Raw genomic sequence first — 18,694 nt, forward strand, 5'->3', positions numbered from 1 at the left:
CAGATTGAAGGACATTACACAAGAACTAGCGCGGGCGATTTCCCCATATGTGCGGCAGGATTCGAACCTGCAACCAGGACCGTTATGAGCGGCGGGATTGCGATCGGCTTCGTTGATGTTGCTGTCTTTTGTTTCAGTCCGATCGCGTCGTTGCGCTTCGGTTGGGTCGTTTCTGGTGCGAAATCGATGCGGCTGCTCGTTCAGACGAGTTGCCTATTCGGTAAGGCCCACGAACTCGGAAGACATCTACAAAGACGAGCCGGCAGTTCAACTTGAGCCACTTTCCTCCGTCGCTCTTTATAATGCCGATTGAGCGCGAGCGGTCACGATCCGAATGACATGCATTGCGACGTGCGCCTACGCCCCAAGCCCTTCGATCGAGTGTGCTGCGGCGAAAGCGCCGCAGAGCTCAAGATGCCCAAGCCAACGGTCCATCGGCTGCTACGGAAGTGCAAGCGCCTGAAGAAGGAGGAGCGGACCGCGAGCCGGACCTGAGCAAATGGTCCCACTGTCCGGGCCCCTAGGGTTTGGGACGGTGGGACACTTGCGCCAAATCAACCAATTGGCTCAGCGCCAAACTTCCGTCAGCTCAATGTAATTAATGTCGGGCGTCTTGGGGAGGGCGCGACTGGTCGCGATCACCTGTATAGGTGCGACCTCTTTGTCGTGGGAAAGCTCAACGAACGGTGAGAGTACAAGGTGCAATCGTGATCCCAATGCCGCTTCTTCGGCGATGTCTGGAATGAAATCAAGAATCGTCAGCCCTGGATAGTGGCAGTTGGCAAAGCGGCTCAGAGTCAGCAAAGCGTAGTGGTAGGCGAAAAGAAAATAGATCGTCAATGTCCCGCCAAGTTTTGATCGTGCCGGCCTACTGCCAATATTGAGTTGGGTTCGGCGGTCGCTAATCAATGCGGAGACTTCGCCTGTTGCGGTCCAGGTATTGGGGTCACGACCGCGTATGGCGTCCAAATATGTGTTGAATCCTCTGCTCAAACGATCTCCAGCTTCGTCAAAATCTATCTTGTTCTCGTTCTTTGTGACACGGAGCTCCAACCCTCTGATTTCAGATTGGAGCTGAGCGATTTCGTCCGTCAATCGCTCGCTCATCTCAAGTGGACTATGAAATGCTTCAATAGTCTGGCGTCTCGCGTTCAATTCACCAATGCGCTGGTCTATGAGCGCAAGCTCTTCGGGTACTACCGCGGACGCGGATGCCTGGAAGGGCCGTAAGGTTTGCTCAAGTTCATTTAGGCGTGCCTCAAGATCGTTGATCGCCAGACATTTCTGACGCAATTCTTGTTCGGCTACGATCAGAAGCTCGCCTGCTTCGGTGCGCTCCGCCGCTATTTGGTCGCGCTCGAACTTCAGCCGCCGCACCGCTGCTTCTGCATTCGCCTCTGTTCTCTCTTTGGGCTGGCCACACAGGAAGCAACTGTGGCTGTGGTGGTCCCGCCCTTCGACCGATTGGTCGCAGGCTGGACAATGGGTCACTCTCAGGTTTTCAAGGATGCGTGCCGCAGCATCCGCCCGATCGAGACGGACAACCTCTCTGTCAAGACCGTTCCTGTAGCGGTCTAGTTCTGCAATCCGCATCTGTACGGCATTCAAGTCTCTGCGCAGCGTATCGCGCTTGTCTTGGGCTGCAACCCTCTCTACGAGGATTGTGTCTAGTCTACTTGCCTGGGGTTGCGACTGCTCTCGGACAAGCTTGACTAAGGCGGCACGTTCGGAAATTAGGCCGTCGATCTCGACCCCAATCCTCGCTGATGCTTCAGCTATTGAGCCAGGTGTGACGTCGCGGGCCAGGTCTGCGTCCGCCTGGTCCATCACTTCAGGCATGAGCTTGCGGAGCAACTCCTTGAATTGCTCACGCCGCACCTCAAGCTGAGTTAGCTTCTTTTTCTTGTCGGTAAGTAACGACAGATCGGGGGAGAACAGATGCTGTGCGAGGCCAAGGAACTGCAACAAACAGGCGTGTTGCTCGCTTTCAGGCTGCCGCGGGACAAGATCGCTCCAAAAATCTTGCCGCCTGTAAATGTGCCGAAATAGGCTTCTCCAGCCGAGCGTGGGCCATGTTCGATCCGAGGCGTATATGTTGCCTTGAGGATATCGCAGTACCGGGATATCGAGAGCTTCTAGCAAAAGCGTTTGAGCATCTTCGGTCCGGATATGGTCCCCATTTAAAAATATTTGTGAGCGGGTGCCTTGTCCGTTCCACCGGCGCTCAAGTTCGACCACCGAACTACCGAACCGCAAAAGCGATGAAATCGCGTTGTACTTCTCAACCAATCCCTCATCGAATGTCCCCATTGGGGTTCCATCATCGGCCATCAAGAAATCAAACATCCGGAGCCAGGTACTCTTCCCGGTGTTCTGTGGTCCGACGATCGCGTTGACGCCATCGGTGAATTCGAGCTTCTCGATCGTCCCGTCCACCTTGGTCCGCGCGATCTGTTCGATGATAAGACGCTTGCTCATCTCTGGCCCCCCGAGATGACCGTTCCTAATGCCTGCTCAGCCACCTCTTCACCAAAAGTCTCATAGATTAGAGTTTTCAGTTGGTTGCCGGTACTTCGTCCAAATCTATCGTTCACTTGTCGCATGTGCTTCAGGAGATCGGCAAAGGCATCGCTGCCGGCGAGCTGCTTTGCAGCCATCTTGCCGGCAGCCGTAAGAGCTATCCGATATGCGCCCCCCGTAAGGCTAACGGTTATCAGCTGTCGCGCTTCTAAATACGCAAGCAGATGGTAGTAACGCTTGTCCCAGGGCCCATAGTGATGGCGTACCATCGCAGCCTCCACGGCCTCCTCTTGCCGTGGCGACTTCCCTCGCGACGCGACCGCACTGAAAAATTCAGGATACCGCACAAAGAAGTCGAGCTTTGCCATTTTGGTCAGGCCGCTAATGGCGCCTGCGGTGCCGCCACAAACGCCCAAGAGCAGCAACATTCGCCCGGCGTGAAACTCTAATACGTCGTCGGCCGCTAACGGCGCGGCGGCGGGGCGTCCAGCAAGGTTCCTCAGGGTTTTCATAGGACGGCCGTCGGCAAATATCGATGGCGGCATCGATCCGTCATCGTGTACATGCAGCCCTGTAAGACGTTGAGCTCAATCTCGCCATACTTGTTTCGAAGCTCCAGCACGGCATCCAGGCAAGTTGCGTGGAATTTCAGCCCGCTTTGCGTGATGAATCCAGCATCTAGTCGCGCCACGAGCTGATTTAGTACCGCGGTTAGCTCTAGCTCTGCTGAATCGTATTCCCTCGATTGCTGATACTTTGGGTCTAGCATCCGTTGGCGGAATCCAATGCGTAGCCGCAATGCATTTTCGATCGTAGACGCCGGTATCCCAGCTAACTCCAATTTCTGCCTGAGATTGGCGCCAGCCTTCGTTGGCATTTGGCCGCGCACACGCTGGACTTCATTTAATACCCAACTTCGGAGTTCAGTACGACTCTGCTTCCGCTGTTCACGCTGATGGGGAGGCAGAGCAGATAGCCTCACGATCCGACTCAAAATCCGACTGTAAAGTTCAGATCTCTGGTCGCTGAAGAGGGGTTCTCCAATGGTCTCGAGCCACCGTTCAAGGTATAGGAGGTTCGCGTGCTGCACCGCCTCCTCAGAACCGACTACGTCCCAGGAAGTGTGGGCAAGCCAATTGGATGGCGACCATCCTGCCAACGAGTGCACGCCATCAAGTCGATGGCCCACTTGGCGATGTAAGGCACAAGTCGACGAATTGCCGATGCACCGCTCATCTGCAAGCGGGTCATATGTCAGAATCCTTAGCTCGGCGTGCACCGCTGTGCGGCTGACGATCCGAAACCTGCAAGGCTCTTCGCACCTATGTTGCGCCAGAGAGCGACCGACGAGCGATTGGTGTTTCTCTTCGCAGATCAGCGAGATCGTCCACATCTGCGATAGTTCTGCTGCTTTCACCTGCACAAATTCGACGAGAAGCGTTCCGTTGTTTTGCCGGCGGATCAGCGTGATGTCATCAAGCGTCTCGCACCAAACCTGCTCAAGCGTAGGTTCACCGAGCATCTCGATGAAGTACTTCGCGGCGATATGATCTTGGTAAAGAAAGCCAGCACGCGCGATTGCCCCGCCGTGTTCAAGTGGCTCCAGATCGAAAATTGAAGGCAACGTCTTTAAGTCCACCCGGCCCCACGCCCCCTAGCGGAAATCGCTAGAATAGCCGCGCGAGTACAACTTGAAATCCCCTTCGTGCACTTCGCAGGAGGCTTTCAACTGGCAACGTCACATCGATATGTCAGATTCTCTGTTTGTTCGCGTTTGGAGGGGCCCGGGCCAAAGCCTCGGAGGCTTGGCCTTGAAATGAAACAGCTAGAAGCGATCGGCTCGGAGCCTAGCCAAAGGTGACGAGAAATTTCATCCTAGCGAGACTTCCGCCCTGTTCGTTAAGGGTGCGTCATGAAGCAGAAGACTCAATGGGCCGTGCGGGAGAAAGACGGGCTCGGGCGAGGCGCCCCGCACTGGCGAACAACGATCGCACGAAAGTGCACGGAGATCTAAACCAGAGAACAATTCTCTATTTTCGGTTAGGTGGGTGATCAGAACCTCGATAGGAATCCACTTGCATCATTCTCAGTGCCAAAGGTGACATTGTTCACTCTTCGGATCTCATGGTCGAGCAAGTCTAACAATTGGCGGCTGCCCCCTCCCAGGAAATCAGCTTGGGCACCAAATATCACGATATTGCGGTTCTCGATCTCAGGCCCGGTGTGCATAGAGGATCTGTAGATAACCGCGTCACACTTGAAGCACTCTCGCAAGTACTCTGCCACAATCTGTGTAGCGACATACTCACGTTGCTTCTCGTACGGGAGGATGGGTTTGCTGATCTCCTCCTCCATTTGCGAAACAAAATCGTACCGAGTGTGCTCGATGATCGTAGGGTCAGCAGCTCGGTCGGGGCGGCTAAATGCGGTAAAATCAAAGACCTTTATGTTGCGGTGAAGCGCAAAGCGGCCAATCGCGATGCGATCGCCGATGCTCGGTCGGATTTCAGCAATTGCTGTATCTCGACTGAAGGCGCCGTAAAAGGCAGGAATGAACTCGACGTTCATTCTCCCCGGAGTCGCTCTGTCTGGCGGAGGCGCCCCCAACGAAATTGCTGGTGCGGCGCTCAATTGATCTTCGGTAAAGCGGTCGTCCAATATCCGTCCGCGATAAAGGACGGCGCCTTTCCGTAAGATGTAAACTGGCGTCGTTTGCCCGGCGCTATATTCCTCGGGCTTTCCGAAAAGCTCATCAAGCTGCTCCTTAATCCTAAAGAAGCGGCGTTCGTATTGAACTGCTCTGCAGAAGTCGTCCCACTGGTATGTAAACTGGCTTTCATACCAGTAATCGTCCGCCGTGGAGCGCGCTTGGGCAGCCGCGAACGATTCGTAATTCGCTGTATCGTCGTAGAAAGCTTGATCGCCTTGACTAATGTCATGCCAATCAGCGTCGGGCAGGTTCTCTGAAATCGCCTCTACTACGGCATCGTCGCACTCGAGTTCGTCGGCGAGGATGTACTTATAGGGTTCGCCACGCGTCTCATACGTTGGGCTGTCGGAATCGCCCTCGAAGACTGGATACTCTTCTCCGCGGCCGTAATTTTCTCGAAACCAGTCATCGACGTATTCTGCAAATGCTTCCACCGATACGACGGTCTTCTTCTTTCCATGACTCCGATTGAAGCCGCACTTGCCAGGCGCGCCATGCGTCACGACGAACTGTGAGAAGACTTGGTTGCCGATGCAGAGAGGGCATACGTTTAAAGCCTCAGCGTTCCGTTTCATAAGATCGTCCGCGCTGACGCTTACCCATTGCTTAGCCGCGCGCTGGGCGAAAACGCGCTGATTTGAGCAAGTCCTTGAAAATACTGGCGCACCCCGACACGATTCGAACGTGTAACCTTTGCCTTCGGAGCAATTTAACCTGCCCATCCGAATATTGCCTAGGGCGCGCCATGGTACGCCATCCGTCTGTAATAACTAGATATTTTCAACGGCGCAAGCGACGTACCTATCCGAGTTCGACGCGATTTCTGCCCGCCCGCTTACGCAGTGCTTACGCGAGAGATCCGGCCACGGACGGAGCAAGCGCATGGCTAAGGTCACGAAGAGGGTCGTCGACGCCGCAGAGGTCCGAAAGAAGGACTACGTCATTTGGGACGAAGAATTGCCGGGCTTCGGAGTCCGCATCTTCGCGTCAGGCAAGCGAAGCTACGTCATCCAGTATCGGGCTGCGGGCCGCTCGCGTCGCTACACCATCGGACTACATGGCATTTGCGGACACGATCTCGGGGTATATTCAAGGACTGCTCGACGGGATCGAGTTCAAACAGACCGCCTATGCCCTCGACCGCGACTCGCGCAAGGCGGCGCTGGCCCGCTTCCCCCAAAAGGCTGCAGGCGATGAGGACATCGCGAAAGACGTCGAACAGCGGCTTGCCGCATGACCGGCACCGCAAGGTCAAGCAACTTGGCGTGGCTACTCAATTGCCTTGTCGATAAATCCAAGCGTATTGGCGTTTTCCACCAAGGTCCGCACCTTCGTACGTTCTAGAGCATTTTCTGACCTGGCGGAATCGGAAGGGATTGAACTAAGCCGCTGCCGCGGCGTAGGGGGCAAGGTGGCATAGATCGCCTCCTGGCTGAGAGGATGTGGGTGTTGGAGCCCACCCCCTCAGACAGGAGTATCGAGATGGCCGATTTGAGCCCTCTTCGCCGCCGCATGATCGAAGACATGACCGTCCGCAATCTGTCGCCGGCGACGCAAAGATCCTACATCAGCGCGGTTTCGAAGTTCAGCCGCTATTTTGGCCGATCGCCTGACCGGTTAGAGCTGGAAGACGTCCGCGCCTTCCAGGTGCATTTGGTCTCGACCGGCATCTCATGGCCGGCGCTGAACCAGATCGTCTGTGCGCTACGGTTTTTCTACGGCGTCACGCTCGGCGAGGCGCTCATCCCAGAGCGCATTCCCTATGCGCGAGAACCGCGCAAGCTGCCGGTCGTTCTCAGCGCCGACGAAGTGGTTCAGTTTCTTGAAGCGGTATCGATGTGTTTCGGCATGGAATAAGGACCCCCGTTTCGGGGTGATCGGCATCCAATCGGGACCCCGGGATAAGGGTCCACAGTGGCTTCCATCGAGTCATGGAAGCCGAGGTTGGGATGCTGGTGGTGGAGACGATTGGTAAGATCCGTCGCGCCTACTTTGTTGATGGTCGTCCGATCAAGGCGATCTGCCGAGAACTTGGCGTATCGCGGAAGGTGGTTCGCAAGGTCATTCGTTCTCAAGCGACGGAGTTCCGGTACGAGCGCGAGACGCAGCCGCTCCCGAAGATGGGTGCCTGGAGTGCCGAGCTTGATCGGTTGCTGGCAGGGAATGAGAGCAAGGCGGCGCGGGAACGGCTGACGCTGATCCGGCTATTCGAGGAACTCCGCGGCCTGGGTTATGCCGGCGGCTATGATGCGGTTCGTCGATACGCCCGACGGTGGACCAAGGAACGCGGCACCTCGACAGCGTCGGCTTATGTGCCGCTGAGCTTTGCACCAGGCGAAGCCTACCAGTTCGACTGGAGCCACGAGGTGGTCCTGCTGAGCGGCACCACGGTGATGGTGAAGGCTGCTCATGTTCGGCTCTGTCACAGTCGCATGCTGTTCGTGCGGGCCTATCCGCGGGAGACGCAGGAGATGGTGTTCGACGCCCACGACCGGGCATTCGCCCTGTTCAAAGGCACCTGCACCCGCGGCATCTACGACAACATGAAGACCGCGGTGGAGACGATCTTTGTCGGTAAAGGCCGTCTCTACAATCGCCGCTTCCTGCAGATGTGCAGCCACTATCTGGTCGATCCGGTCGCCTGTACGCCAGCGTCGGGCTGGGAGAAGGGGCAGGTCGAGAACCAGGTCGGGCTGGTCCGGGAGCGCTTCTTCACGCCGCGGCTGCGGTTCAAAAACCTCGACGAGTTAAACGCCTGGCTGCTCGACAAGTGCATCGCCTACGCCAAGGCTCATCGCCATCCGGAGCTGGTCGATCAGACGATCTGGGACGTGTTCGAAGCCGAACGCCCCAAACTCGTTCCCTATGCCGGCCGCTTCGACGGCTTCCATGCGGTGACAGCATCGGTCTCGAAGACCTGCCTGGTGCGCTTCGACAACAACAAGTACTCGGTCGCAGCCAGTGCAGTCGGACGACCGGTCGAGGTTCAAGCCTATGCCGATCGCATCGTGATCCGTCAGGATGGACGTATCGTTGCCGAGCACCCGCGATCCTTTGGCCGCGGCGATACCGTCTACGACCCCTGGCATTATGTGCCGGTGCTCGCCCGCAAACCCGGCGCCTTGCGCAACGGTGCTCCCTTCAAAGACTGGGTGCTGCCGGCCGCGATCGAGCGGATCCGGCGCAAGCTGGCCAGCACCGACGATGGCAATCGGCAGATGGTCGACATCCTCACCGCGGTGCTGACTGACGGTCTGTCCGCGGTGGAAGCGGCTTGTGCCGAAGCGCTCAGTCACAGCGTCCATTCCGCCGATGTCGTTCTCAATATCCTGGCCCGTCAACGTGAACCCGCCCCACCGGCCAACATCATGACGCCGGCCGCACTGACGCTCCGTCATGCACCGATCGCCGATTGTGCCCGCTACGACAACCTCCGGAGGACCATCTGATGGAACGAACCCAAATCTTCGACCTCATGGGCGAACTTAAGCTCTACGGCATGAAGGCTGCCTTCGACGAGATCATGGCAACTGCCGTCAAGCGCCAGCACGAGCCTCAACGCATTGTCGGCGACCTGCTCAACGCCGAGATCAACGAGAAGCAAGCCAGGTCGATCAAATACCAGCTCACCATTGCAAAGCTGCCGCTCGCCAAGGACATCGCCGACTTCCAGTTCGACGGCACGCCGATCAATCAGACTCTCGTCAATGATCTCGCTGGCGGCGGCTTCATCGCCCAACAACGCAACGTCGTGCTGGTTGGCGGCACCGGTACAGGCAAAACCCACCTGGCCATTGCCATCGCCAGAAGTTGCATCCGCGATGGCGCCAGAGGACGCTTCTACAACGTAGTCGACCTCGTCAACCGGCTCGAGACCGAGACCCGCAACGGTCGGCAGGGACGGCTCGCCGAGCATCTGACCCGCATGGACTTCATCGTTCTCGACGAGCTGGGCTATCTGCCGTTCGCGCAATCCGGCGGTCAGCTCCTGTTCCATCTCATCAGCCGGCTCTACGAGCGCACCTCCATCATTGTCACCACCAATCTTGCGTTCGGCGAATGGCCCAGTGTGTTCGGTGATGCCAAAATGACCACCGCGCTACTCGACCGATTGACCCATCACTGCGACATCGTCGAGACCGGCAACGACAGCTGGCGATTCAAAAGCCGCGACGATGTTCAAACAACCCGCGCTCGCGCCGTCTCCGCAACCCCGACCAGCTCCGACGACCCGAGCGCTACCAGCAGAGCACGCCGATCAAAGGGGTCCCTTTTGGATGCCGATAGGGGGTCCCAGTCGAACGCCGATTGACACTCAGGCCACAGCTTTGAGGTCTTGACGACAATAGGCCCACGGAAGCAGCTGATCGATGTCGCTGTTTGGATGGCCGTTGACGATCCTGGTGAGGGCGTCGGTCAGGTAAGCGAGCGGATCGACGTCGTTCAGCTTACAGGTTTCGACCAGGGAGGCGATGGTGGCCCAGTGCTCGGCGCCGCCGTCGGAGCCTGCGAACAGCGCATTTTTCCGGTTCAGCGTGATCGGACGGATCGAGCGCTCGACGACGTTGTTGTCGAGCTCGATGCGGCCGTCATTGATGAAGCGCGTCAGGCCCTCCCAGCGTGAGAGCGCATAGCGAATGGCGTCGGCCAACTTGCCCTTTTGGCTGATCAACGCGAGCTTTGCGCGGAGCCATCGCTCGAAGGCTTCCGCCAGCGGCCGGATTTTCTGCTGCCGAACGAGACGGCGCTCCTCGGCGCCGCGACCACGGATGTCCCTTTCGATGGCGTAGAACTCGGCGATATGCTTGAGCGCCTCGCTGGCAATGGGCGCGGGACCGGGTGTGGCAAGTTCGTAGAAGTTACGTCGCATGTGCGACCAGCAGAATGCAAGTTGGACATCGCCACGCTCGGCGAGCTTGCCATAGCCGGCATAGCCATCGACCTGCAGGATCCCTTCGAAGCCTGCGAGATGGGCGATCGGCCGATCGGCTTTGCGATCGGGGGCATAGACATAGGCAACGCCCGGCGGATCGGCACCGCCCCACGGCCGGTCGTCCGCTGCATAGGCCCAGAGCTGACCGGTCTTGGTGCGTCCGCGGCCGGGATCGAGCACCGGCATCGTCGTCTCGTCGGCGAACAGCTTTGGCCGTTGCCTGAGCTTGCCGAGCAGACGGTCATGCAGCGGACGCAGGTGGAAGGCAGCTTGTCCTACCCAGTCCGCCAGCGTCGAACGATCGAGCTCAATGCCCTGGCGGGCGTAAATCTGCGCCTGCCGGTAGAGCGGCAGGTGATCGGCATATTTGGAGACCAGGACGTGGGCGACGGTGGCCTCGGTCGGCAATCCGCCCTCGATCAGCCTAATCGGGGCCGGCGCCTGCATGACCCCGTCCTCGCAAGCCCGGCAGGCGTATTTGGGACGCCGGGTCACGAGGATCCGGAACTGCGCCGGGACCAGGTCCAGCCGCTCGCTTCTATCCTCGCCGATCCGGTGCAACTCGCCCTGGCAACAGGGACAGGTCTTGCCCTCGATGTCGACGACGACCTCGATCCGCGGCAGGTGCATCGGCAAGGCGCCACGGTTGCCGCGGCGCGTGCGAGCCCGCGCCTCACGGCCTTCAGGTGCGCTCACGTCCTGTGCCGTCTCGTTGTATGCGGCAACCTGCTCGACGTCTTCCAAGCCCAGCAGCATCTGATCTTCAGGCAGCGTCTCTGCCCGCCGGCCAAACCGATGCCGCTGCAATTCCTTGATGATCTGACGCAGCCGTTCGCTCTCGCATCGTTCGGCAAGCAGCATCGCTTTCAGCGTCTCGGGATCGTCAGGCAGGGCGTCGCTCACACCCAATTCAGAGCATATTCGCCGCCATCTGGCGACGCGTCCGACGCTCCTGATTCATTTCGCCGCAGCGCTGCCAACAGCTATCCGGCCTGCGTTGGCGTCGACGTCTCCCGCGCCTCATGCACAAGCCGCCAGTCGAGCCCTTCCAGCAGCGCCGACAATTGCGCCGCCGACAGGCGCATCACGCCGTCCTCGATCTTCGGCCAGCGGAAGATCCCATCCTCGAGCCTCTTGGCGAACAGGCACAGACCCGTTCCGTCCCAGAACACCAGCTTGATCCGATCCGCCCGCTTGGCCCGGAACACATAGACAGCTCCCGAGAATGGATCTGCCCGCATGCTCTCGCGCACCAGGGTCGCGAGCCCTTCCATCCCCTTACGGAAGTCCACCGGCTTGGTCGCCACCATCACCCGGACCGCACCCGACGGACCGATCACCGGCTCGCCTTCAGCGCCTGGACAATCGACGCAACCATCGTCGTATCCGCACCACGACCGGCCCGGATCATGATGCCGTCGACTTCGATCTCGATAATCCCGGCATCGCAACGGCGAGCCCGGGTATCCGCTTTGGCCTTGCAGCGCACCGCTTTGCGCTCCCGGTCAACAGCGGGCGCCGGCACCGCGGCATCCACCACCGCCGGCACAAACTGTACTTCTTCTATTGCGGAATGACCGCCTGCTGCTTCTCGCAACTGACGTCGCCAGCCAAACAACTGCTGCGGTGACAATCCATGCCGTCGGGCTACCGAACAGACCGAGTCGCCGCTCGCCACGATCTCCGCAACGATCCGCGCCTTGTCCCCATCGCTCCACTTCCGCCGACGGCCGGCTCCGGTGAAGACTTCAAGCCGCCGCACCGGCTCCGTGATAGCACTATGCTCTGTGTCCATTCTAAGCCTAACGGTCCAAACCGAACCGCAGACTCGCAGATCACCCCGTCATCCGGAAGGTGGCCGCTGAACAGCGCTTACGGCCAATTGCTCCTAGCGCTCGTCAGCTCTTTTGCAGGAGGCGTGTGTGGTCACCGGTGCCGCACAAAGTCGTGCGGCGGCTCTACGCCTAGTTCGGTTTCGCCATCAGGTCTGTCCCCGCCGCTGTGTTCCGGTTACGGGCGCCATTGACCGTTATCAGTGAGGGAGGATCTCACCCGGAAAATTGTCGATTGGTCCGGAAGCTGGCAGGCGGCTCGGCTGGGTAACTAGCTGGGTTGGAACCCTGCGACGAAGGCGGCCTTGACTGCTGAACGATCCGATTGGCCGTAACAAAGTGAAGTCCGAGCAGGCCTCGAAAGTTCTAATGCGGATGCCGACCCTCCGGTCATTTGGGGAAAGCCGCACGTGTTGGGAAGCAATCGACGCGCGCCCCCACGCGATCCGCCGGGGTAGTGGCACGGGACGTCGGAAGGGTGGTTCGCAGTTACAGGGGAGACCCGTCGAGGAAGAGGGCAGAGGCCTCAACATCGCATTAGCGGTGGTCACGGCGGGAGTCGGACGGGGCAATAGGAGCGTTGATGCCGGGTAATGCTGGCAGAGCAAAGGGCCCCGACTTCTGGCGTGCTTTCGAAGATGGCGAGGTCGTGGCGATTGGCGATGAGCCTGCAAACACCAACAAGGACAGGAGCCGCCGGAGATTGCTGTGTCGAGCGGCGAAGGGGAGTTGCTCACCGTGCCAAAGCCGCGTGCGGTTAGTTTGTCTCCGTGTGCCTCGCGGTGAAGCCAGTTGGAAGGCCGGGTGCCGAAAATCGGCGCCCGGTTTGATGAGCGGCATGGGAAACGGGGCGTGGCCATTGGCCCCAAGCTACCGCGCCCATCCTCGACTCTACCTCGTGAAGCAGCGGCCGCGGTTCGTGCAGGTGGACGCGTCGTGCGATCTCGAACTGGGCTCTGGACAACGGGATCTAACCTCACAGCACACCGAAGTCTTTTTCGACTGGGGAGGCAGGCGCCATCCCGCCCAACGTGAAACGACCTGAACAAAGCGTGACAGAAACGCCTGTCGCCATCACTAAAATCAATAACTAAGAAGACGGTCACTGCGTTCGAGGCGCAGTGGGCGCCCTCGATCAGATCGCAACTTGAACCGAATGTCGGTATCGGTAGTTGCGCCTCCGCGATTTGACCGATCGAGCCTCTAGGATCCGGTGGGCTGCCGACGCTTTGACTCATTCTCGGGCCGTAGCTTAAACCGTGGGTTTTGATCTAGTAAGTTCGAAAATGCTTTGTCTTTCAACGTGCATTGACTGACACTCTCTCCGTCGCACTGCTTCGCTATCGTATCCGCCAGCTGGAAGTGACCGCAAAGCATTCAATATCGTGCGCAATACCTGTTGCGGCTAGTTTCGCAATGTCACCTATAGTCACCGCGCAAACAGTAGCTTCGCAACGTGGGTTCGGAGGACGGCTCTCGCGTTGAAAAACATGACGCACAAGCTCAAGCCGCTCGACGTCGGGCGTGAACAACCGCCGGTTAGATCGCAACCTGGACTGAATCCGATTTGCATTTTCAGGTTCCAAACCATCAATAATTGTGAGTCGACCACAATTTAGGTGGATGGCCACTTGCGCGCTATCTCGGCTAATAGATTTTTATAGACGCTCTTCGGGCCATGACATGTTATGGTGCGTTTGCCTTCAACAAGCGCGGATTGATGAAAGGCCACTCCAAATATTCTTCGTTCTATTACGGTCGGCTGACCGTCCGTGCCTTGGGTGATGTAGACACGCCATAGCGCACCTCCGCTCCAGCCTCCGTAATCAGTCGGCGCATTCTGGTTTTCGTTACGATCCGTCTCGAAACTAACGAGGTCGTAGCCGTCGTGATCATGAACTCCAGCCACACAGCCGACACCAAACAAGCCACGAAATCCTAGGAGGTGCCGAAATCCAGCTTCCGCCCCGCCACGATTGATTGTCCATTCAGCAATAATTCCAGAAATGCCTTCAAAATATTCCGTAGATGGATGCCTATTCTCCAAGACAGAGTCCTGCCGCCTGCTTAGGTTAAAGAAGATGTTCGTCGTCGCGTTGAGTGTTGCCACTTGCGTTGAGGCGAGTCGCAAAAACCCAATATCGGGCCCGTCAGCTGCTTCCCCTGACCCACGTATAGTTAGCCTCTCCGTCAGGGACATATCGATTGTCTGTGCCTGAATCTTCGGTTCCCTTATGAACCGAATTAGGCCAACTTCCCCGCTGTCCGGGAGCTCCTCCAACACGTGGGCGGCCGTCAATATTCCGTGAATCGATCCTACAGACACCAATGCGCCTGAGCGCGCTGGGTGCACATGTTCTCGGCCCGCAATGGTGCTCAGCTTTGCAAAACCGATCGAAAAATCGGCAAGCTGCGATCCAACGCCGGGTATCAACGACGTAATATCTGTCATGAGATTGCCCGAACTCTCCGCCGCTCATCCGCTTCGCTTTCGTGCCCCGGTCCGTTCAAAGGCGTTCCAGGATGTCCTTGTCAGGTCCAACTACGATATCAAGGAGACTATCAAACTGAAATCGATTACTCTCCTCCACTTCAGCGGAGGTCGCAGCACGCCGACCAAAAATCGCTGATGGCCCGGCGGCTGGCTGAGCGCTCAACATCAACCGATGCGAGAGTGGTAGGAGAAAGCCTGTCGCAATTTCGAAGTCTGGCATCGGTGTGTCACTCAAAACGAGGCTTTCCGCCGGCGCGTCGAGCAACGTGAAATCCATCGTCCGCAATATTGTAGCGATCGGTCCAGCGCCTTGCAGCACTTCCTGCTCAGCGAAGACCGGATTCTGAGGGCTAATTTCGTTCAGAGCGCGCGCAGTCACCTCGAGAGCTCCGTCGGGCCGAGATCGGAGACTCGAGCAATCTGCTTCCAACAGATCAACCCCAAATCGGGTTCTGATATCCTGAATAAATTCACGATCGTCTTTGTACTTCACGATACTTGCAAAGGCTGCCGCCAATTCTTTCATGCGTTGATGGCCGCGCCTCATCACCCATGGGAGACGACATCCCGATACCGCAATCACTTCGCTTAATTTCTCTTTCAGCAGAGGCGACAACGTTGACGAGACGTCGTCAACCGCAACCATCACGGTCGCTGCTTCGCCCTCGAACACTGACAGAGCATCCTCCAACTTGTCGGCCGGACGCCACCAACCGTCGAACAGGGTATACGTCCAGTCGCCAGTCATGACATCGCCGGCTGCGACCTGGAATGCTCGGGCCTCGCCGCGCTTTCGACCTAAAATGCGTCCGTTGGATCCGGCAAATCGCTTTATCCAGAACCGCGGAACGAAATGCTGATTGTCCTTGGAAAACTTGGGTGCCGGACCTGAGCTCATTTGGCCTCACCGAGGAATGCTCGCAGACCCACTCTGCGGTAACGTCAAATATTGCGCGACATTGCGCTCCCGAACCAGGGAAGCGACCGCCGTCTGAGAATGTTGTAAATTTCGCAGCATGGCGCACCCGACACGATTCGAACGTGTGGCCTTCGCCTTCGGAGGGCGACGCTCTATCCAGCTGAGCTACGGGTGCCTACTGCTTGCGCAGTGCTTACGCGAAATTCTTGCGAGAGTGAAGCGACGAACGTCAGTCTCGCAAGTCCTTGTATTCCAATCCTCTTTCCGCTCCCGCTTTTGCAAGAACTGGCTTGACACGTGCCTTCGGAGGGCAACGGTTCTGCGCCGGCAGGACTTCCTGCGATCGATGATCTTGGCCCGAAAGCATGTTTAGGCCGCTACACGAAAGAGGCCGCTCTTCAACGCCAGAGCCCCCACTGCCAGGTTCGAGAGAAGCTGAGGACTCTTTCGCAATTTGAGATGGTTGCAGGTCCCCGCAACCACCGATACTTGCGATGTCGGCGCAGGCGATCCGGAAGGGGCGCCTCTTAGGTGACTCAAGCAGCGCCGCCCTTGATCGGCATCACCTTCTTTGGATCGTGCCAGTGGTCGATCCGATCGGCCCAATGCTGCATCAGCTTCGTGCGTGAGCCTATCAATGCGAGCGGTCCGTGCTTCTTGTACAGACCTTCCACCGTAGAGTTATCGAGATGCGCAAGCTGCAGCTCGACGACATCGCCATCCCACGCCTTGGCGTCCTTGATCTCTTCGTGGTGAGACAGCGTCGAGAAGGTGGTCCGGAATCCGTGGGCACAATGATCGGTCTTGGTGTCAATGCCCAGCAGCCGTAAGCGCTTGTTGAGAGTGTTGTTTGATAGCGGCGCGTCCTTCGAGCAGGAAAACGCGTACCTGCGATGGCCAGTCAGCTTTTGAACGCTGCGCAGGATCGCGAGTGCTTGCCGTGACAGAGGCACAACATGATCCCAGCCCGTCTTCATTTTGGTGGCTGGAACGGTCCAGCGTTTGGCATCCCAATCGACCTCGCTCCACTCCATTTCATTGACCATGCCGGGGCGGGGAATGGTCAGCGCATCGAAGCGCAAGGCAAGGCCGACAACGTCACCAAACCTCGCTCTCGTCCACGGCGCGCTGATGAGCTTGAAAACGCGCGTCACGTCGCGTGGTTCGGTGACGCCGGGACGTGGCGTCGAAATGTTGGCAATCATCTGCCCATTCAGGTTGCGGAATGGATTGTAGCCGTCACCTTCGACGTCGGCATAGTCGCACACTTGCTCACCGATGCTGCGCACGCGGTCGCGGGTTTCCAGCTTTCCTTCGGCTTCGTATGAACGCATGAAAGCGAGCACGTCCGGACGCTTGATGTCCTGCCTGCACAGCTTGCCGAAGCGATTCTTGAGGTAGCCGACGCGCAATTCAAGCACCTCGATGGTCTTGGGGTCGCGCACCGCGACGATCCTGCCGCGCTTGACCTTTTCGACCTTCTTCTTTGCGAGCCACTCGTCGGCCCATTGCCCGAGAGGCCGGGCGGCGGCCTGCCTGTGCTTGTCGAGTTGCTTCTCGATGCTTGGGTCTTTGCCTTCCTTGAGCAGATCTTTGGCTTTGTCGCGCTCGCGACGGGCGTCGGCGAGCGAGAAAGTCCCATCCTTGCCGTTGCCGTAGGGGCCGATGGAGTAGGTTTTCTGGCGGCCATGGAAGCGGTAGTCCATCCGCCAGAGCTTCGAGCCAGCGTTGCCAGGCCTGCTCACGTCCGGCGTGACAAAGAGATAGAGCCAGCCGCCGGTCACGTCGGAAATCTTGGCGGGACTCCACGCGCCCTTGACGAATTTCGGTCGGGCGGCGCGGCAGTCGACGTCGGTCCTGATCTGCTTGGGATTGGCGCACGCGCCGCCGTTCTTGCCGGCCATCTGCTCAATTCCTTTATTCGGAAAAGCGAAAGTCGCCGTGAACCTTTGTTCTCACGATACCAGCAGGATACCAGCAAAAATACCAGCAAATCGGGCGGCTGGGATCGGAGGAGAACAAACGGTGACGAACAAGAATGTACGCGGAAGTGCCTATTTTTCAAGGGTTTGCGAGCGCTGCGCGGACGGTTGCGGACGCTTTCGAACGGGCCTGAACAGCCTGGTTGGTGCCCCTGGCCGGAATCGAACCAGCACTCCTTGCGGAACTCGATTTTGAGTCGAGCGCGTCTACCAGTTCCGCCACAGGGGCATTCGCGGTGATCCAGGCCGAGACAGGGCCGGGGTCGCGAAGCGCGGCGGACTATAGCGGGCGGCCCGTCACGGTCAACCCGCGCGGATGTGATTGTCCCGCGCCTCGACAGCGGTATTTTCACGCGATACGACCCGGATTGAGCATGGAGCACGGGTCATGACCCTGCCGGACGGTGCTCGCAGGAGGATTGCCGTGACGCTCGCCACCGCCCATCCGTCGGATGCTTCCGCCACCGGCAATCCGGCGCTGACCTCGGCCCTGGCGATTGCCGTGATCGCGGCGGCGACGCTGGCCGGCGCCTGGTTCTTCCAACTGGTGCTGGAGATCATGCCCTGTCCGCTCTGCCTCGAGCAGCGCTATGCCTATTACCTCGCGGTCCCGCTCGGCGCCGTGGTGGCGCTCGCGGCCGCCCGTGGCGCGGCGCGCCCGGTGCTGCTCGCGGGCCTTGTGATCCTCGGCCTCGCCGCGCTGGCCAATGCCGGGCTCGGCGCCTATCACGCCGGGGTCGAATGGGGGTTTTGGCAGGGACCGACCGACTGCACCGGCCCGATGGTGGATTTCGGCAAGGCCGGCTCGCTGCTGGATCAGCTCGACAAGGTCAAGGTGGTCCGCTGCGACGAAGTGCAGTGGCGCTTCCTCGGCATCTCGCTTGCCGGCTACAACGTGCTGATCTCGCTCTTGATGGCTGCGGTCGCCGGCTGGGGCGTGGCGAGGGCGGCCAAGGTCTGACTGAGTGGCCTGATTTACAGGCCTTGTCTCAATCGATCTATTTCTTCTTCCCCGGCGTGAAGCTCGGCTGTCCGCCCTTCAGGCTGGGAGCCGCGGCGATCACCTTGATCTTCTCCTTCTTGGGCTTCTTGACCTCGCGGTTGCCGTGTCGCTCGCCTTTGGACATGTCGGTCTCCCTCTGGTTTATCGAGATCATCGACTCGGTCAGAGCCTGCCTCCGGAGCAGTCCCGAACGTCGACGTGGATTTGCTTTGCCGGAAGTGATGGTGATCGACCGTAGGCCGATCGCACCCGAATAGCGAGCGCCAAAGCGGTTTGCGGCGCGCTGCGGCAACAACACGCA

The 18,694-nt window shown here is 58.7% G+C and carries 15 protein-coding genes, 2 tRNA genes and 2 pseudogenes; 6 read left to right on the plus strand and 13 right to left on the minus strand.

Annotation, left to right across the window (positions count from 1 at the left end; all coding sequences use genetic code 11):
• Positions 1-567: 567 nt before the first annotated feature.
• The 4 genes from HU230_RS39170 to HU230_RS39185 all read right to left on the minus strand — a co-directional run bounded on the left by HU230_RS39170 (position 568) and on the right by HU230_RS39185 (position 5,805).
• Complete coding sequence (locus HU230_RS39170; RefSeq protein ID WP_176533647.1) at positions 568-2,478, minus strand: coiled-coil domain-containing protein; 1,911 nt, start codon at positions 2,476-2,478, stop codon at positions 568-570.
• Positions 2,475-3,032 (minus strand): hypothetical protein, encoded by a 558-nt coding sequence (locus HU230_RS39175; protein WP_176533646.1) that lies wholly within the window; start codon positions 3,030-3,032, stop codon positions 2,475-2,477. Before HU230_RS39175 ends, HU230_RS39170 begins: the two co-directional genes overlap by 4 nt.
• Positions 3,029-4,159, minus strand: coding sequence for a dsDNA nuclease domain-containing protein (locus tag HU230_RS39180; RefSeq protein ID WP_176533645.1), 1,131 nt, complete (start codon positions 4,157-4,159; stop codon positions 3,029-3,031). The genes HU230_RS39175 and HU230_RS39180 overlap by 4 nt, the downstream gene beginning before the upstream one ends.
• Positions 4,160-4,572: 413 nt before the next feature.
• Complete coding sequence (locus HU230_RS39185) at positions 4,573-5,805, minus strand: RES family NAD+ phosphorylase (RefSeq protein WP_176533644.1); 1,233 nt, start codon at positions 5,803-5,805, stop codon at positions 4,573-4,575.
• Positions 5,806-6,112: 307 nt separating this feature from the next.
• Here HU230_RS39185 and HU230_RS39190 point away from each other — a divergent pair.
• From HU230_RS39190 to istB, 5 genes and pseudogenes are all read left to right on the plus strand, one after another.
• Positions 6,113-6,295: pseudogene (locus tag HU230_RS39190) on the plus strand (Arm DNA-binding domain-containing protein); the annotation flags it as partial.
• Entirely contained in the window at positions 6,288-6,467 is a 180-nt protein-coding gene (locus tag HU230_RS39195; protein ID WP_176533643.1) for a hypothetical protein, read from the plus strand. The pseudogene HU230_RS39190 and the gene HU230_RS39195, both read left to right, overlap by 8 nt.
• 245 nt (positions 6,468-6,712) lie before the next feature.
• Positions 6,713-7,063, plus strand: a pseudogene (locus HU230_RS39200) (phage integrase N-terminal SAM-like domain-containing protein); the annotation flags it as partial.
• Between the two features lie 116 nt (positions 7,064-7,179).
• On the plus strand, positions 7,180-8,679 hold the full coding sequence (istA, locus tag HU230_RS39205; protein WP_166309211.1) for an IS21 family transposase: 1,500 nt from the start codon (positions 7,180-7,182) through the stop codon (positions 8,677-8,679).
• Positions 8,679-9,542: an IS21-like element helper ATPase IstB gene (istB, locus tag HU230_RS39210; RefSeq protein ID WP_166107168.1), complete on the plus strand. Its 864-nt coding sequence runs from the start codon at positions 8,679-8,681 to the stop codon at positions 9,540-9,542. The genes istA and istB overlap by 1 nt, the downstream gene beginning before the upstream one ends.
• A gap of 3 nt (positions 9,543-9,545) precedes the next feature.
• Here istB and tnpC read toward each other — a convergent pair whose 3' ends face one another.
• The 8 genes from tnpC to HU230_RS39250 all read right to left on the minus strand — a co-directional run bounded on the left by tnpC (position 9,546) and on the right by HU230_RS39250 (position 17,619).
• The gene (tnpC, locus tag HU230_RS39215; protein ID WP_176534836.1) at positions 9,546-11,024 is read right to left on the minus strand and encodes an IS66 family transposase; all 1,479 of its coding nucleotides are present in this window, start codon (positions 11,022-11,024) and stop codon (positions 9,546-9,548) included.
• A 122-nt stretch (positions 11,025-11,146) separates the two neighbouring features.
• Complete coding sequence (gene tnpB, locus HU230_RS39220; RefSeq protein WP_176529066.1) at positions 11,147-11,503, minus strand: IS66 family insertion sequence element accessory protein TnpB; 357 nt, start codon at positions 11,501-11,503, stop codon at positions 11,147-11,149.
• The gene (gene tnpA / locus HU230_RS39225) at positions 11,500-11,925 is read right to left on the minus strand and encodes an IS66-like element accessory protein TnpA (protein WP_224924222.1); all 426 of its coding nucleotides are present in this window, start codon (positions 11,923-11,925) and stop codon (positions 11,500-11,502) included. The genes tnpB and tnpA overlap by 4 nt, the downstream gene beginning before the upstream one ends.
• 1,685 nt (positions 11,926-13,610) lie before the next feature.
• Positions 13,611-14,447 (minus strand): hypothetical protein, encoded by an 837-nt coding sequence (locus HU230_RS39230; protein ID WP_176533642.1) that lies wholly within the window; start codon positions 14,445-14,447, stop codon positions 13,611-13,613.
• 55 nt (positions 14,448-14,502) lie between these two features.
• Positions 14,503-15,387: a DUF4238 domain-containing protein gene (locus HU230_RS39235; RefSeq protein ID WP_176533641.1), complete on the minus strand. Its 885-nt coding sequence runs from the start codon at positions 15,385-15,387 to the stop codon at positions 14,503-14,505.
• A gap of 119 nt (positions 15,388-15,506) precedes the next feature.
• Positions 15,507-15,583: transfer RNA gene (locus HU230_RS39240), tRNA-Arg, on the minus strand.
• Positions 15,584-15,944: 361 nt separating this feature from the next.
• Positions 15,945-17,312 carry a tyrosine-type recombinase/integrase gene (locus HU230_RS39245; protein WP_176533640.1) on the minus strand — a complete coding sequence of 456 codons (1,368 nt, stop codon included), beginning with the start codon at positions 17,310-17,312 and terminating at the stop codon, positions 15,945-15,947.
• Positions 17,313-17,534: 222 nt separating this feature from the next.
• Positions 17,535-17,619 (minus strand) — tRNA-Leu (locus tag HU230_RS39250).
• Between the two features lie 159 nt (positions 17,620-17,778).
• Between HU230_RS39250 and HU230_RS39255 the strand changes: the two genes are divergently transcribed.
• Complete coding sequence (locus HU230_RS39255; RefSeq protein WP_224944036.1) at positions 17,779-18,351, plus strand: disulfide bond formation protein B; 573 nt, start codon at positions 17,779-17,781, stop codon at positions 18,349-18,351.
• 37 nt (positions 18,352-18,388) lie between these two features.
• On the opposite strand, the gene HU230_RS43745 is transcribed toward HU230_RS39255, so the two are convergent.
• Entirely contained in the window at positions 18,389-18,517 is a 129-nt protein-coding gene (locus tag HU230_RS43745) for a hypothetical protein (RefSeq protein WP_275948968.1), read from the minus strand.
• Between the last annotated feature and the right edge of the window lie 177 nt (positions 18,518-18,694).

The sequence above is a fragment of the Bradyrhizobium quebecense genome (genome assembly GCF_013373795.3).
Lineage (GTDB): Bacteria > Pseudomonadota > Alphaproteobacteria > Rhizobiales > Xanthobacteraceae > Bradyrhizobium > Bradyrhizobium quebecense.

What these genes read in the sequence shown, in the direction of transcription:
- HU230_RS39170 (WP_176533647.1), bottom strand. Translation starts at nt 2,478, where the DNA reads ATGAGCAAGCGTCTTATCATCGAACAGATCGCGCGGACCAAGGTGGAC.
- HU230_RS39175 (WP_176533646.1), bottom strand. Translation starts at nt 3,032, where the DNA reads ATGAAAACCCTGAGGAACCTTGCTGGACGCCCCGCCGCCGCGCCGTTA.
- HU230_RS39185 (WP_176533644.1), bottom strand. Translation starts at nt 5,805, where the DNA reads ATGAAACGGAACGCTGAGGCTTTAAACGTATGCCCTCTCTGCATCGGC.
- HU230_RS39195 (WP_176533643.1), top strand. Translation starts at nt 6,288, where the DNA reads ATGGCATTTGCGGACACGATCTCGGGGTATATTCAAGGACTGCTCGAC.
- istA (WP_166309211.1), top strand. Translation starts at nt 7,180, where the DNA reads ATGCTGGTGGTGGAGACGATTGGTAAGATCCGTCGCGCCTACTTTGTT.
- istB (WP_166107168.1), top strand. Translation starts at nt 8,679, where the DNA reads ATGGAACGAACCCAAATCTTCGACCTCATGGGCGAACTTAAGCTCTAC.
- tnpC (WP_176534836.1), bottom strand. Translation starts at nt 11,024, where the DNA reads ATGCTGCTTGCCGAACGATGCGAGAGCGAACGGCTGCGTCAGATCATC.
- HU230_RS39230 (WP_176533642.1), bottom strand. Translation starts at nt 14,447, where the DNA reads ATGACAGATATTACGTCGTTGATACCCGGCGTTGGATCGCAGCTTGCC.
- HU230_RS39235 (WP_176533641.1), bottom strand. Translation starts at nt 15,387, where the DNA reads ATGAGCTCAGGTCCGGCACCCAAGTTTTCCAAGGACAATCAGCATTTC.
- HU230_RS39245 (WP_176533640.1), bottom strand. Translation starts at nt 17,312, where the DNA reads ATGGCCGGCAAGAACGGCGGCGCGTGCGCCAATCCCAAGCAGATCAGG.
- HU230_RS39255 (WP_224944036.1), top strand. Translation starts at nt 17,779, where the DNA reads ATGACCCTGCCGGACGGTGCTCGCAGGAGGATTGCCGTGACGCTCGCC.
- HU230_RS43745 (WP_275948968.1), bottom strand. Translation starts at nt 18,517, where the DNA reads ATGTCCAAAGGCGAGCGACACGGCAACCGCGAGGTCAAGAAGCCCAAG.